This window comes from Halobacillus sp. AWM4_238, from assembly GCF_056158265.1.
Genome location: NZ_JBSWSY010000002.1, coordinates 3,080,911 through 3,096,026 on the forward strand (window position 1 = coordinate 3,080,911; position 15,116 = coordinate 3,096,026).

At 43.6% G+C, this 15,116-nt stretch carries 16 protein-coding genes; all 16 read left to right on the forward strand.

The genetic code is table 11. From position 1 onward, the window contains the following. Positions 1 to 183 precede the first annotated feature (183 nt). The 16 genes from metG to ACXACN_RS15335 all read left to right on the forward strand — a co-directional run bounded on the left by metG (position 184) and on the right by ACXACN_RS15335 (position 15,091). A complete protein-coding gene (gene metG / locus ACXACN_RS15260) occupies positions 184 to 2,139 on the forward strand; it encodes a methionine--tRNA ligase (RefSeq protein ID WP_474965625.1) in 1,956 nt (651 codons plus the stop codon). An 80-nt stretch (positions 2,140 to 2,219) separates the two neighbouring features. Then, complete coding sequence (locus ACXACN_RS15265) at positions 2,220 to 2,996, forward strand: TatD family hydrolase (RefSeq protein WP_474965627.1); 777 nt, start codon at positions 2,220 to 2,222, stop codon at positions 2,994 to 2,996. Positions 2,997 to 3,203: 207 nt separating this feature from the next. Continuing rightward, a complete protein-coding gene (locus ACXACN_RS15270) occupies positions 3,204 to 4,454 on the forward strand; it encodes a ubiquitin-like domain-containing protein (protein WP_474965629.1) in 1,251 nt (416 codons plus the stop codon). A gap of 99 nt (positions 4,455 to 4,553) precedes the next feature. Continuing rightward, on the forward strand, positions 4,554 to 5,117 hold the full coding sequence (gene rnmV, locus ACXACN_RS15275; RefSeq protein WP_474965631.1) for a ribonuclease M5: 564 nt from the start codon (positions 4,554 to 4,556) through the stop codon (positions 5,115 to 5,117). Further along, entirely contained in the window at positions 5,107 to 5,976 is an 870-nt protein-coding gene (gene rsmA / locus ACXACN_RS15280) for a 16S rRNA (adenine(1518)-N(6)/adenine(1519)-N(6))-dimethyltransferase RsmA (protein ID WP_474965633.1), read from the forward strand. Before rnmV ends, rsmA begins: the two co-directional genes overlap by 11 nt. A gap of 69 nt (positions 5,977 to 6,045) precedes the next feature. Then, the gene (yabG, locus tag ACXACN_RS15285; RefSeq protein WP_474965635.1) at positions 6,046 to 6,930 is read left to right on the forward strand and encodes a sporulation peptidase YabG; all 885 of its coding nucleotides are present in this window, start codon (positions 6,046 to 6,048) and stop codon (positions 6,928 to 6,930) included. 804 nt (positions 6,931 to 7,734) lie between these two features. Continuing rightward, positions 7,735 to 7,995, forward strand: coding sequence for a biofilm formation stimulator Veg (gene veg, locus ACXACN_RS15290; protein WP_035511778.1), 261 nt, complete (start codon positions 7,735 to 7,737; stop codon positions 7,993 to 7,995). Positions 7,996 to 8,163: 168 nt separating this feature from the next. Then, on the forward strand, positions 8,164 to 8,343 hold the full coding sequence (locus ACXACN_RS15295; protein ID WP_089654602.1) for a small, acid-soluble spore protein, alpha/beta type: 180 nt from the start codon (positions 8,164 to 8,166) through the stop codon (positions 8,341 to 8,343). A 115-nt stretch (positions 8,344 to 8,458) separates the two neighbouring features. Further along, positions 8,459 to 9,331, forward strand: coding sequence for a 4-(cytidine 5'-diphospho)-2-C-methyl-D-erythritol kinase (gene ispE / locus ACXACN_RS15300; protein WP_474965637.1), 873 nt, complete (start codon positions 8,459 to 8,461; stop codon positions 9,329 to 9,331). A 53-nt stretch (positions 9,332 to 9,384) separates the two neighbouring features. After that, entirely contained in the window at positions 9,385 to 10,215 is an 831-nt protein-coding gene (purR, locus tag ACXACN_RS15305) for a pur operon repressor (protein ID WP_474965638.1), read from the forward strand. Positions 10,216 to 10,373: 158 nt separating this feature from the next. Continuing rightward, entirely contained in the window at positions 10,374 to 10,673 is a 300-nt protein-coding gene (gene spoVG / locus ACXACN_RS15310; protein ID WP_075038302.1) for a septation regulator SpoVG, read from the forward strand. 157 nt (positions 10,674 to 10,830) lie between these two features. Beyond that, positions 10,831 to 12,210, forward strand: a complete 1,380-nt coding sequence (glmU, locus tag ACXACN_RS15315) for a bifunctional UDP-N-acetylglucosamine diphosphorylase/glucosamine-1-phosphate N-acetyltransferase GlmU (protein ID WP_474965640.1) — start codon at positions 10,831 to 10,833, stop codon at positions 12,208 to 12,210. A 15-nt stretch (positions 12,211 to 12,225) separates the two neighbouring features. Next, entirely contained in the window at positions 12,226 to 13,179 is a 954-nt protein-coding gene (locus tag ACXACN_RS15320) for a ribose-phosphate diphosphokinase (protein WP_474965641.1), read from the forward strand. Between the two features lie 79 nt (positions 13,180 to 13,258). Continuing rightward, the gene (locus ACXACN_RS15325; RefSeq protein ID WP_474965643.1) at positions 13,259 to 13,912 is read left to right on the forward strand and encodes a 50S ribosomal protein L25/general stress protein Ctc; all 654 of its coding nucleotides are present in this window, start codon (positions 13,259 to 13,261) and stop codon (positions 13,910 to 13,912) included. 308 nt (positions 13,913 to 14,220) lie between these two features. Beyond that, positions 14,221 to 14,784: an aminoacyl-tRNA hydrolase gene (pth, locus tag ACXACN_RS15330; protein ID WP_474965645.1), complete on the forward strand. Its 564-nt coding sequence runs from the start codon at positions 14,221 to 14,223 to the stop codon at positions 14,782 to 14,784. 76 nt (positions 14,785 to 14,860) lie between these two features. Continuing rightward, a complete protein-coding gene (locus ACXACN_RS15335) occupies positions 14,861 to 15,091 on the forward strand; it encodes an anti-sigma-F factor Fin family protein (protein WP_115824771.1) in 231 nt (76 codons plus the stop codon). Positions 15,092 to 15,116: the final 25 nt, after the last annotated feature.

Below are 15,116 nucleotides of genomic sequence, written 5' to 3' on the forward strand. Positions count from 1 at the left end.
TATACATTTTATTTTACCAAAGTATTTACAGATGTGAAATTATAATGTTTGGTTGTTTTGACAGTTTTAAGTAAAATTCGGTATATTTTAATGTTAGGAATGGAAATAAAGAAGATAAATCGATAGAATGATACCATGACCTTTTTTGACTTATGGTAAGAAGATTTTTTAGGAGGGAACAGGATGCCTGAGGAAAACAAGACGTTTTATATAACGACGCCTATTTATTACCCTAGTGGTAATTTGCATATTGGACATGCTTATACGACCGTAGCGGGTGATGCAATGGCACGCTACAAACGTTTACGGGGATACGATGTCATGTATTTGACCGGAACGGATGAACATGGACAGAAGATCCAGCGAAAAGCAGAAGAAAAAGGAGTCTCTCCACAAGCTTACGTTGATGATATTGTGAGCGGAATTAAGCAATTGTGGGATAAACTTGATATTTCCTATGATGATTTCATTCGTACGACGCAGGATCGACACAAAGTTGTGGTCGAGAAGATTTTTGATTACTTAATGAAAAAAGGTGACATTTATTTGGATGAGTACGAAGGTTGGTATTGTACTCCATGTGAATCCTTTTTCACAGAACGTCAGCTTGAAGACGGCCGCTGCCCGGATTGTGGCGGTGAAGTAGAAAAAGTAAAAGAAGAATCCTACTTTTTCAAGATGAGCAACTATGTCGATCAATTGCTTGATTTCTACGAAAAGAACCCGACATTCATCCAGCCGGAGAGCCGTAAGAATGAAATGATCAACAACTTCATCAAACCCGGCCTTGAAGATTTAGCTGTTTCCAGGACGACGTTCGATTGGGGAATTGGCGTGCCTGGCAATAAGAAACACGTCATTTACGTATGGATTGATGCGTTGAGTAACTATATTTCAGCACTTGGCTACGGAAGTGATGATGATTCCAAGTACCAAAAATATTGGCCTGCAGATGTCCAGCTAGTCGGGAAAGAAATTGTCCGTTTCCATACGATCTATTGGCCGATCATGCTGATGGCTCTGGATCTCCCTTTGCCGAAGCAGGTATTCGCCCACGGGTGGATTTTAATGAAAGACGGAAAAATGTCTAAATCCAAAGGCAATGTCGTGGATCCCGTTCAATTGAGCGATCGTTATGGTCTGGATGCTCTTCGCTATTACCTGCTTCGTGAAGTACCGTTCGGTTCTGACGGAGTCTTTACACCAGAAGCATTCGTGGAGCGCACCAATTATGATCTTGCGAATGACCTCGGCAACCTGTTGAACCGTACGGTCGCAATGATCAGCAAATATTTCGAAGGTGACATTCCAGCGGTGAAACTAGGGGAAGATGAATTCGACGAGAGTCTTGAAAAACTTGCCCAGGAAACGAAAGTATCGGTCGAAGATTCTTTGGAGAACATGGAGTTTTCCGTGGCTCTAGCTGATCTTTGGAAATTCGTCAGCCGTACGAATAAATATATCGATGAAACTCAGCCTTGGGTACTGGCTAAAGATGACAGCCAGAAAGAACGTCTGGGTAACGTGATGGCCCACTTGGCTGAATCTCTTCGTCAAATCGCCATTATGCTGCAGCCGTTCTTGACGCAGACGCCAGAGCGCATCTTCCAACAGCTCGGAGTAACAGCAGACGAGCATAAAGCATGGGAGAGCCTAAGTGAATTTGGAGTCCTTCCAGCTGGGACGAAAGTACAAAAAGATCAGCCGATCTTCCCGCGTCTTGATGCAGAGGAAGAGACTCAAATCATCAAAGACATGATGAAGCAATCCGCTCCTCAAAAAGAAGAAAAGAAAGAGGAGAAAAAAGATCAAGCGGAAGAAGTAACGATTGACGATTTCATGAAGCTTGATTTCCGTGTCGCTGAAGTCATGAAAGTTGAACAGGTGAAAAAAGCAGACAAGCTTTTGAAAATCCAATTGGATCTTGGATATGAGCAGCGTCAAGTCGTATCAGGCATTGCTCAACACTACACTCCGGAAGATTTAGTCGGAAGGAAAGTCATTTGTGTAGCCAACTTGAAGCCTGTAAAACTCCGCGGGGAATTGTCTGAAGGGATGATTCTTGCTGGTGAAGATGACAACGGCCTTTCTTTAGCATCTGTAGACCAGACCCTGAAGAATGGAACCAAAGTGAAATAACAGACCAATAAAAAGGGAAAGCTCTCCATAGTGCTTTCCCTTTTTTACATGAAGATTATGAGATGAAGGTGGGAGAATGAATGTTGTTTGATACGCACGTTCACTTGAACGCAGATCAGTTCGAGGAGGACTTGGAAGAAACAATTGAAAGAGCTCAAGAAGCTGGTGTCCAGTATATGACGGTGGTGGGATTTGATAGGATAACCATCCCGAAAGCGATGGAGATCGCAGAGCGGTATGAAAATATTTATGCCGCTGTCGGCTGGCACCCGGTTGATGCCATTGATATGACGGATGAGGACCTTCAATGGATTGAGGAATTATCTCAGCATCCTAAAGTCGTCGCCATTGGTGAAATGGGACTGGATTATCATTGGGATAAATCACCGGAAGACGTACAAAAAGAGGTATTCCGTAAACAAATCCGCCTGGCCAAGAAAGTGAAGATGCCGGTCATCATCCACAATCGTGAAGCGACCGATGATATCGTTGAAATCCTGAAGGAAGAGAATGCGGCAGAAGTCGGAGGCATTATGCATTGCTATAGTGGACCGGTCGAAACAGCGAAAGAATGCATGGACATGAACTTTATGATTTCCTTGGGAGGTCCTGTCACGTTTAAAAATGCAAAATTACCTAAAGAAGTGGCAAAAGCGGTGGACCTTGACCATTTGTTAGTCGAAACGGACTGTCCGTTCCTTGCACCACATCCGAATCGCGGGAAACGCAATGAACCCGCATACGTGAAGCTTGTAGCAGAACAAATCGCTGAATTGAAGGGGATTTCCTATGAAGAGGTCAGCGAAAGGACGACCTCGAATGCCCTCGAATTTTTTGGAATCCAGTCGAAGTCATGAAGATTTTGGAGAATATGTTACAAAAGTGACCGAATTGTATGGGAACTGTAACATGTTTGTTATGTTAATCGTCTAGGTAAAATAGCATAATAGAGGAGTCAGTGATGGTCATGCTGGCTCCTCTTTTTTTACGTAAAGGGGCACCATTTGACATGACATTGTCGCTTGACTACAATAAAACGCGTGCTTTAGAAAGGAGGCCAAAGGATGAAAATAGGAAACCTGTTAAAATCAGCCATTAGTCACATGATGGTATGGGCAACTGTGATTGCCGTCCTATGCATCGCCTTTTTAGTAACCGTTTCATATGAAGCGACGAAAGCTTCTGTTCAAGTGACACAAAATGGGCAAAAAGAACTTATACGCACCCATGCTGATACAATCGACGAATTATTATCAGAGCTCGATGTTACTGTCCAACAACATGATGAATTATCACATAACTTATCCGATCCGGTTGAATATGGAATGGATGTCACGTACATAGCATCTAAGTCTATCAAACTAGCCATCGATCGTACCCATACAGAAGAATACTTTACAACAGCCTCAACGGTGGAGGAATTCTTTGAGCAGGAGGGACTTGAGTTCAAAGAACGGGATGAAGTTTCCCATGATCCTGATGCTCTAATCGAAGAAGGCATGGACATCAATGTCCAACAAGCCTTCCAAGTGACCGTTGATGACGGAGGAGAATCCAGAAACGTTTGGACGACCGCATCCACGGTCGACGAATTGCTTCAAAAAGAGGGAATCATCCTGGAAGAATTGGATGAATTGAACCTCAGTGAAGAAGAAGAACTTTCCTCAAATGAAAAAGTCGCGATTACGAGAGTTGAAAAAGTAACTGACATCGTAGAAGAGGAAGTGGACTTCACAGTGGAAACGAAGAAAGACGGTTCTCTTCCAAAAGGAGAAAAGAAAGTCGTTTCCAGTGGTGAAAAAGGCTTAATCACTAAGGAATATGAAGTGATCTTGAAAAACGGTGAAGAAGCAAGCCGTGAACTAGTCAAAGAAACGGTGGAAAAAGAGAGCCAAACAAAAGTGGTTGCTCTTGGAACGAAAGTAGAGAAAAAAGCGACGGCTGCTGCTTCAGGCTCGTCCAGCTCTTCCCGTTCTTCTTCCAGCCAAACTTCTACAACCGTGTCACGAAACGATACAAGTGGAGCGAAAACGTTATATATGCATGCCACCGCTTATACCGCAAACTGCACAGGTTGTTCTGGTATTACGGCTACAGGCATCAACTTGAAAGCGAATCCTAACAAAAAGGTCGTAGCCGTTGACCCGAACGTCATTCCGCTCGGGAGTCGTGTTTGGGTTGAAGGATATGGCTATGCCATTGCAGGAGACACAGGCGGTGCCATTAATGGAAACCGCATCGATCTCTTTGTTCCATCTAGAAGCGAAGCTCTTAAATTCGGGACTCGTAATGTAAAAGTTAAAATATTGGATTAATGGAGACAGCAGAGGAATTGTTCCTCTGCTTTTTTCCGTGTATAGACTCATGGTATGCTATGGAAAGATGATGAAGGGAATGCAACAGGAGGAAAGTACGTGAAAATTAAAGAAGTGATTGTCGTGGAAGGGAAAGATGATACCGCACGAATTAAATCAGCCGTAGATGCAGATACCATTGAAACGAATGGATCGGCTATTGATGAGATCGTTCTTGAGCAAATTAAACATGCCCAGGATAAAAGAGGGGTCATTATTTTTACAGATCCTGACTACCCAGGTGAACGGATCAGGCATATCGTGAGTGAACATGTACCAGGGTGTAAACATGCCTTTTTACCAAAACATCGGGCTCGTGCCAAACATGACAAGGGGATTGGAATTGAGCATGCTTCGGTTGCCGACATCCAGGAAGCATTATCTGCAGTTTATGAACTCGTGGATATCCAAGAAGGTGAAATCGAAAAAGCTGATCTCGTCAACTTTGGACTCATCGGTGGACCGAAAGCTTCCAAGCGCCGTGAAAAATTGGGAATTGCCCTTAGAATAGGGAAGACGAACGGAAAACAGTTGTTGAAACGATTGAATATGTTCCACATTTCGTCCCACCAACTAAAAGAAGTGATGGATCAGATTATACAGGAGGAAAGAGATGAACAGTAAAGCAGTAGCTACACCGACTAGAACAAAGGAAATTCTGCAAACTTACGGGTTTTCATTCAAGAAAAGTTTGGGGCAGAATTTCTTAATTGATGTTAACATTTTGAAAAATATTATAGCAGAGGCAGGAATCGACCACTCAGCAAGTGCGATAGAGATCGGACCGGGGATCGGGGCATTGACTGAACAATTGGCTCAGCATGCGGACCGGGTGGTTGCCTTTGAAATCGACCAGCGTCTTCTTCCGATTTTGGAGGAAACCCTTGAGGCCTACAACAACGTCGAAGTCATCAACCAGGATATTCTCAAAGCAGATGTCGCCCGTGTGATCGCTGACCATTTTAAGCCTGGTCAACCGGTTCGTGTAGTAGCTAACCTTCCTTATTATATTACGACCCCTATTTTGATGAAACTCCTGATGGATCGGTTGCCCATCGACAGTATAACAGTCATGATCCAGAAAGAAGTAGCCGATCGTATGGCTGCTGAACCGAACACGAAAAGTTATGGTTCTCTTTCCATTGCCGTCCAGTACTATACAGATGCAAGTGTCGTTTTGAATGTACCTAAGACCGTGTTCATGCCCCAGCCGAATGTCGATTCTTCCGTTTTACATCTAGAAATGAGGGAGAAACCACCTGTTGAGGTTGAGGATGAAGCATTCTTCTTCGACGTCGTAAAAGCGACGTTTGGTCAGCGAAGAAAAACGTTAATGAACAATTTAGCCCGTCATTTTAAAGGGAAAATGGATAAAGAAGAGCTTAGAAGCCTTTTGGAAAAGGTCAACATTGATCCTTCAAGAAGAGGAGAATCTTTATCAATGCAGGAATTCGCCGACTTAGCCAACGTTTTATATAAGTAGTATCAAATAGACACAATGCCCATGTTCACACATACACTACAGTAGTGTATAGAGTGAGGTGGGGAAGTGATGATATCAAGTGGAGACCTTGTAACACGGAAATCCTATCAGCACGACATCATTTTTCGAGTGAAGACTGAGAAGGGACCGCTCTTAAAATTGATGGGCGAGCACGTACGACTCGAGGCCGACGCCCCTCTCGATGATCTTGAAAAAGTAACCGGAGCTGAGTATCACCGTAGAAAAAGTGAAGTCGATGAGAAAGAAGCCTACTCCTACCGTTTGTTTCGACAGGACTACAGGCTGCTCAAAGAAAAAAGGGAAGCAGAAGCGGGAAGCGGGTATGCAAATAGTAAAGAAACCAATTACTTTCAAATTCCGCCCCGTATTCTTCATATAGATGGAGATCCATTGTTTTTGAAGAAGTGCATTGCTTTATATGAACAACTTGGTCTGCAAGTTCATGGACAATACCTTCATGAAAAAGAAATGCCGAACCAAGTCCTGTCTCTAATAGAAAAAGTGCATCCGGAAATTGTCGTTTTAACGGGACACGACTCTTACTCCAAAGCGAAAGGAACAGTGAGGGAGTTAGAGTCTTATCGTCATTCCAAGTACTTTGTAGAAGCGGTCAGGAATATAAGAAGAGTATATCCAAACTTCGATCAAATGGTCGTTTTTGCCGGTGCCTGCCAATCCCATTTTGAATCCATCATCAGGGCAGGTGCGAACTTCGCAAGTTCCCCGGCACGAGTGAACATCCACGCCATCGACCCTGTCTACGTCGCAGCACGGGTGGCGTACACTTCGTTTATGGACCACATCAACATATGGGAAGTCATCCGCAATACCGTGAGCGGGGAAGACGGCCTTGGTGGAATTGAAACAAAAGGATTGCTCCGCATCGGCATGCCTTACACGGAAAATCAAACAGAAGAAATAAAAGAACCATAAAACAAAGCCGTCATTTCCCCATGACGGCTTTGTTTATATCCATCTTCAACTAAATGGCAGGATTGTGGAAGACTTGATTTCGAGAATTTTGTTGAGTGGATGGGGGCTGCGGGGAATGACTCGCTTTCCGCGGGAGCGCGGTGAGCCTCCTCGGACTGCGTCCTGTGGGGTCTCACCAAGCACTTTTTTCCCGCAGGAGTCTCCCCATTCCCCTCCGCCCCTTTGCCTAATTAGTCTCTCGAAACCACTTCTAAAAGATCAGCTTTTATCAATAACGATAGTGGATCATATAAACCGCTTCAGAAGACATAAAACCTTCTCTACCAAGCTTTCAGAATCCAAATTCACAAGGGAGGGAGGTATAACGCTCACATTTCCATCAAGCTGGAAAGCTGCTTATTCCAGAAGTAGTTTCGAGACACTTATATATAGTAAAGGGGCGGAGGGAAACGGTGAGACTCCTATGGGACGTGTGGGACAGGTGAGACTCCGGAAGGCGTAGCCTGAGGAGGCTCACCGCCCGCCCATGGAAAGCGAACCTTTTCCCGGAGCCCCTAGAACCACACAAACATCTCGAAACTGGGTCTTCAAGAATAGGGAGCTTTAGTAAAAAAGGGTGTATGTACGTGGATAAGAACAAAATAAAAAAAGGTTACATAGTTTTCCTTGAAATGGATAAGCTAACCAGGACCGATTATTTATATCATTCTGTTGCATTGTGAATGCGCAGTTGGTATAATTAATAATTTTATTTGACTTTGTCCCAGAATCGTGATACACTAATTTACAGTGAGGTGGAGTGCAGTGGCTAAAACGTTAGTAGAAATTAAGCAATCCCTTGAAGGGCAAATTGGTAAACGTCTAACATTGAAAGCAAACGGCGGACGCCGTAAAACTATTGAGCGATCCGGTGTATTGGCAGAAACATATCCTGCTGTTTTCATTGTAGAACTTGATCAAGAAGAAAATGCTTTTGAACGTGTATCTTACAGCTATGCAGATGTACTTACAGAGACAGTCGAATTAAATTTCGATGATCTACAGACTATGGCACTTGAGCAGTGAACCCACCGTTTGCTGCTTTTTTATTTTGTCTGCAAAATGGAATATCATTCACAAAGATAAAGAAGGAATCATTACCAACCTTACATACAACTCCCTTGCTTGTCCGATGCATGTTACGCACATACTAACCTTGTCGTAGCTGAGTGAAAGCGAAAGGAGCTGAAGACGATGGGACGTAAGCGCAGCATGATGTCCGATTCGTTGAAAGAAGAGATCGCGAAAGAACTTGGGTTTTACGACAAGGTAGAGAAAGACGGATGGGGCGGCATTTCTGGGCGGGATGCCGGCAATATGGTAAAACGAGCAATTCAAATGGCAGAAGAACAAATGGTGAACAACCAACAGTAAGTTTTTACCCCTGGCGCTTGATGCTCCGGGGGCTTTTTCCTTTCTCATGCCCCGTCATCCAGCCATCAAATGTGGTACAATGCTTTCAGAATCATATAGAAGATGAGGTGCTTGCATGCAAATACTTGAAAAAGCTCCTGCGAAAATTAATTTGTCTCTTGATGTTTTACATAAACGTGCGGACGGGTTTCATGAAGTAGAAATGGTCATGACAACAGTCGATCTTGCTGATCGCATTGAATTGACTCTCCTCTCTGAAGATGAAATCAAAGTGGAATCGGAAAGCCGTTTTGTCCCTAATGATGAGCGGAATTTAGCCTACAGAGCAGCTAAATTGTTGAAAGATCGTTTCAAAGTCACCCAGGGTGTAAAGATTTTTATCGAAAAGAATATTCCTGTAGCTGCTGGCCTTGCAGGAGGGAGTAGTGATGCAGCAGCTGTCCTCCGCGGGGTAAACCGGATGTGGGGATTAGGGCTGAGTATGGATGAATTGGCTGAACTCGGGTCGGAAATCGGTTCGGATGTGTCTTTCTGTGTGTATGGAGGAACGGCGCTTGCCACCGGCCGAGGTGAAAAAATTCAACACCTGCCTGCCCCTCCTCCGTGTTGGGTAGTCCTTTCCAAACCTACCCTTGGAGTATCGACACAGTCGGTTTATAAAAATCTTGATTTGAATGCTGCTCAGCATCCGGATACAGGTGCTATGGTAGAAGCTCTGAAAGAGGGATCCTACTCGGACATTTGTAAAAACGTTGGCAATACGCTGGAAGGTGTGACGCTCCAGATGCATGAGGAAGTCGGTCAAATTAAAGAGCAGATGAAACAGGCTGGGGCCGATGCCGTCCTCATGAGTGGCAGTGGACCGACCGTCTTTTCCCTCGTTGAACAGGATGCAAGAGCTCAGAGGATCTATAACAGCCTAAAGGGATTTTGTACGGAAGTTTATATGGTTCGTATGCTCGGCTACAAGGAATCACTTGATAAATAACGTACAAATTTGTTATATTTAATGAAAACATTCGGATTTAGAGGTGTCTTTGTATGAAAAGAAGCGAACGACTTGTCGCCATGACTCATTATATTCTCGATCGACCTCGAGAGCTTATTTCCCTTCCTTTTTTCTCGGAGAAGTACGATGCTGCGAAATCGTCCATCAGTGAAGATTTAGGTATCGTCAATAAAATGTTTCAACATGAAGGGATCGGCTATTTAGAAACGATTTCTGGAGCTGCAGGGGGAGTGAAATATATCCCTGCTTTCTCAAAAGAAGAAAGCCACCGTTTCGTTGAAGCATTATGTGAGAAGCTGGAGGACCCCGAGCGTCTCCTTCCAGGAGGCTATTTATTTATGAGCGACTTGCTGGGGGATCCTGAAACAACGCGCAGCATAGGCAAGCTGTTCGCTTCAGCTTTTCGTTATAAAGACATCGATGTGGTCATGACGGTTGCAACGAAAGGGATTCCTCTTGCCTATGCAGTCGCTTCCTACTTGAACGTTCCTGTAGTCATTGCCAGAAGGGATCCGAAAATTTCTGAAGGATCAACGGTAAGTATCAATTACGTGTCCGGTTCGACAAGGAAGATTCAAACGATGGTTCTAACGAAGAGATCTCTTCCTCAAGGGTCAAGGGTTTGCATCATTGATGATTTCATGAAAGCTGGTGGAACGATTAATGGGATGCGGAACTTATTATTGGAATTTGATGCCGAATTAGCAGGAATCGGTGTTCTTGCAGAAGCGGAAGATGAGGAAGAAGATCGTGTCGTGGATGATTATTTATCGGTTGTGCAGATCATGAATGCAGATGAACGTAAGTCCTCCATTGAAGTACGGCCAGGAAACTTATTAGATAATATAAAAAAATATGATTAAAAAAAGAGCCCTCATCCTTTTGTATGAGGGCTTTCTTCATGGTTTCACCGCTGAATAAACAGAATGATAAAAATTTTTTAGAAAAATTAGAAGGATTTTTTCCCGTTTTGTGGAATTTGTCTTACATAAGTTCTTTTGTATAAAAGGTGGTGAAACTAATGGAAGTAACTGACGTAAGACTGCGACGCGTGAATACCGATGGAAGAATGCGAGCAATTGCTTCTATTACCTTGGACCAGGAGTTTGTTGTCCATGACATACGGGTGATTGATGGCAACAATGGGTTGTTCGTGGCTATGCCGAGCAAACGAACTCCGGATGGAGAGTTTCGTGACATTGCACACCCGATTAATTCAGGTACTCGTGGAAAGATCCAGGACGCTGTACTTGAAGCTTATCACCGTGCTGGTGATGAGGAAGAAGCTGAGGTGGAATTCGAAGAAGCCGGCGCTTCTTAATACTTACGCACAACAAGAGTCTAACCGAACCAGGTTAGACTCTTTTTTTGGTCGTAGATCTTGGTAGGAATTCCGCCTGCGTTCCTCCCCTAAATGTTGAAATACGCGTTGTATTGAGATATGATTCAAAGTGGATATTTAGGATGGAGGTACGTTCATGACTAATCGATATGCTGTCGTTCTAGCCGCTGGCCAAGGTACACGTATGAAGTCAAAACTTTATAAGGTTTTGCACCCAGTATGTGGAAAACCGATGGTTCAGCACGTGGTCGACCAGTTGAATACATTAGATTTGCAAGAATTGATTACCGTTGTAGGTTTTGGTGCTGAAAAAGTGCAGGAACAGCTTGGTAAGGATAGTCATTATGTCGTCCAGGAGGAACAGTTGGGAACAGGTCACGCTGTTTTACAAGCCGATGATATTTTGGCTGATAGAGAAGGTACGACCGTGGTCGTTTGTGGCGATACGCCATTGTTGACAGGAGAGACGCTTCAAAAGCTTCTCGATCATCATGATGCTGAAGGAGCGAAGGCAACGGTTCTAACGGCACATGCAGAAGACCCTCATGGGTACGGACGTGTCATCCGTGGCGGAAATGGCCAGGTTGAACGAATTGTTGAGCAAAAAGATGCATCTGATGAAGAGCAAGCGATCCAAGAAATCAATACAGGTACGTATTGTTTTGATAATGCGATGTTGTTTGATGCTCTTAAAAACGTTTCTAATGATAATGTACAAGGTGAATATTACTTGCCGGATGTCATTGAAATTCTGAAAGATCAAGGCGAAACGATCAGTGCATATCAAACACCGGAGTTCTCAGAATCTCTTGGTGTTAATGACCGTGTTGCCTTGTCAAAAGCAGAAAAGCTAATGAAACAACGCATTAACGAGCAACATATGAGAAATGGGGTTACGCTTGTTGATCCTGAACAAACGTATATTGGTCCGGATGTGACCATAGGAAGAGATGTTGTCATCTATCCTGGAAGCGTTTTGGAAGGTACAACGACCGTTGAAGATGATGCTCTTATCGGTCCACATTCGACGATTACAAATTGTCATGTGGGTAGTGAGACGACCATTAAACAAAGTGTCGCTGCTGATAGTAAAATTGGGTCCCGTGTCCAGATTGGGCCATTTGCTCACATCCGTCCGCAATCCTCTCTAGGTGACGATGTGAAAGTCGGAAACTTTGTGGAAGTGAAGAAGGCCTCTTTCGGTGATGGCAGCAAAGCTTCTCACCTAAGTTATATTGGGGATGCTGAAGTTGGAAATGGTGTGAACATCGGTTGTGGAACCATCACAGTGAACTACGATGGAGAAAACAAGCATTTAACGACCATTGAAGACGATGCGTTCATCGGGTGCAATTCCAACTTGATTGCTCCTGTCACTGTCGGAAAAGGAGCTTATGTCGCTGCGGGATCTACAATTAACAAGGATGTCCCGTCCGAGGCTTTGTCGATTGCCCGTTCCCGTCAGACGAACAAGGAAGGCTATGCAACTAAAATGAAATCGATCAAAAAAGATTAACGGAGGGTTCCATCCATGGCAACTGGATATAAGGATTCAAAACTGAAAGTATTCTCACTGAACTCAAATCCTGAGTTGGCGAAAGAGATTGCTGATAACATTGGAGTCGAGCTAGGTAAATGTACAGTCACGAGCTTTAGTGACGGAGAGATTCAAATTAACATTGAAGAAAGTATCCGTGGGTGTGATGTATATGTAGTCCAATCTACATGTGAGCCTGTTAACCAACACATCATGGAACTCCTAATTATGATCGATGCATTAAAGCGTGCTTCAGCAAAATCAATCAATATTGTCATGCCTTATTACGGCTATGCAAGACAAGACAGAAAAGCGCGTGCTCGTGAGCCAATTACTGCGAAATTGATTGCTGACTTGCTTGAAACGGCAGGAGCATCCCGCGTCTTGATGCTTGATCTGCATGCACCGCAAATCCAAGGATTCTTCAACTTGCCTATCGATCACCTTGTCGGTGTTCCGATTCTTTCTGATTACTTTGAAGAGAAGAAATTTGAGGATGTTGTCATCGTTTCACCTGACCATGGAGGTGTAACACGGGCACGTAAAATGGCAGACCGTCTAAAAGCCCCTATCGCTATCATTGATAAGCGTCGTCCGCGTCCAAACGTTGCTGAAGTTATGAACATCGTTGGTAACATTGAAGGGAAGACGGCCATCCTTATCGATGACATCATTGATACAGCGGGAACCATTACACTGGCAGCAAACGCTCTTGTCGAGAATGGAGCAAAAGAAGTGTTTGCTTGTTGTACTCACCCTGTACTATCAGGACCTGCCATCGAGCGAATTGACAATTCAAAAATTAAAGAGCTTGTGGTTACAAACACGATTCCACTTGGCGAAGAGAAATCAAGCGAGAAAATTACAGAGCTTTCTGTAGCTGGCTTGATCAGTGAAGCCATTGTCCGTGTTCATGAACGTCAATCCATTAGTATTTTATTTGACTAATTTTGAATAAGTAGGTTTAACTCTTGTTTTTAACGGGAAACTGAATTAATGATTGGTAAATTACTGGAGGTTGATTAATTTGGCTATTACATTAAAAGCAAATCAAAGACAAAATCTCAAGCAATCTGTCACCCGTGAAATTCGACAGGAAGGAAATATTCCTAGTGTCGTATACGGGAAGGATAAAGAACCGATCACGGTTGCTGTTAACAGCATAGAACTACTTAAAACCGTTCGTGATGAAGGTAAGAACGCGATTATCTCCCTTGATATTGATGGAAAAGACACAGTCGATGTCATGTTGCATGAATATCAAGTCGATCCATTGAAAGATGAATTGATCCACGCAGATTTCTATATTGTAAATATGTCTGAGGAAATGGATGTCGAAGTTCCTGTACACCTACAAGGGGAAGCGGCAGGAAGTAAAGAAGGCGGCGTTGTTCAACAACCCCTTTACGATTTGGCTGTCCGCGCGAAGCCACGCGATATTCCTGAGGAAATCGTCGTTGACATATCAGAATTGAATATCGGTGACAGCATCATGGTTGGTGACTTAAAAGAGTCCCGTAACTATGAGATTACCGAAGATGAAAATACGACGATCGTATCCGTTACTCCTCCGGAAGAGATGCCGGAAGATGAGCCGGACACAGATTCTGATGCTGAACCTGAAGTCATCAATGAGAAATCAGAGGATGCAGAGGAAGATTCCGAAGAAAAAGAAAAGTAATGCAGAACACACAAAGGGCGTGGCCAATCAGGCGCGCCCTTTTTAATCGTACACTCTTTAATATTCCTGTGGGCATAAGTCAATCAATGGTCTTAAAGAAGGTTTATAACTATTGATGGGCTTATGTTATTGGTGTCCCCATTTTTTGTCGCTGCCCAGTGGTTTAAGAATCCAGGTTAAGGGGATTTTATAAACGGACGACAGATTAGGAGCAAGTTTTTGCATGGAGGAAACGGATTTAGACATCTTTCCGCGTTTCCTTTTGATATAATGAATCAATAGTACAAAGACAGAAAAGGAAGTTATGTATGAAGTGTATTGTAGGACTTGGTAATCCAGGGAAAAAGTATGAAGATACCCGTCACAATATCGGGTTTATGATTATAGATGCATTGGCGTCACGAAATCAGTGGTCCTTGAGTCAGAAAAAATTCAACGGTCTATTCACAATGGAGCGTTTCAATGGGGAGAAAATCATTCTTTTGAAACCCCAAACGTACATGAATTTATCAGGGGAAGCCCTTCGTCCTTTGATGGATTTCTATGATATCGATCTCGAAGATGTATTGGTCGTGTATGATGATTTGGACTTACCACCAGGGAAGATTCGATTGCGGAAAAAGGGTGGCCATGGCGGACATAACGGCATTCGTAATATTATAGATCAACTAGGTACAAAAGAATTCAAGCGGTTGCGTGTCGGCGTGGGCCGTCCGGAGGGATCAAAAACGGTCATCGATCATGTATTAGGTGGCTTCTCTAAAGAAGAACAAGGACCAGTCGAAGAAAGCATTGAAGATGCGGTAAGAGCTTGTGAAGCTTGGATCGAGCAGCCATTCAACGTAGTGATGAATGATTTTAATGTGAAGTGACGGGAGCACTGTGTTCGTATAACAGTCCCCGATGACGGTAAAACTATCTACCATCAACCCTTCAAGGAGGATGGAAATGAAAATACGTTATTTTTGCCGTCATTGTGAGAACCAGGTCGGAGAATTAGATGCGAAACATGTGGATGTGTCCCAGTTGGGTTTTGATATCTTAAATGATCAGGACCAAGAGCAAATGGTTCATATGACAGCGAGTGGCGACATGGACATCAGAACCATTTGTGACTCGTGCAAAGAATCATTAGACGACAATCCACATTACCATGAGCTCGACTTTTTTATACAGTAAATCTTGATTTCTGAATGTATCGGGA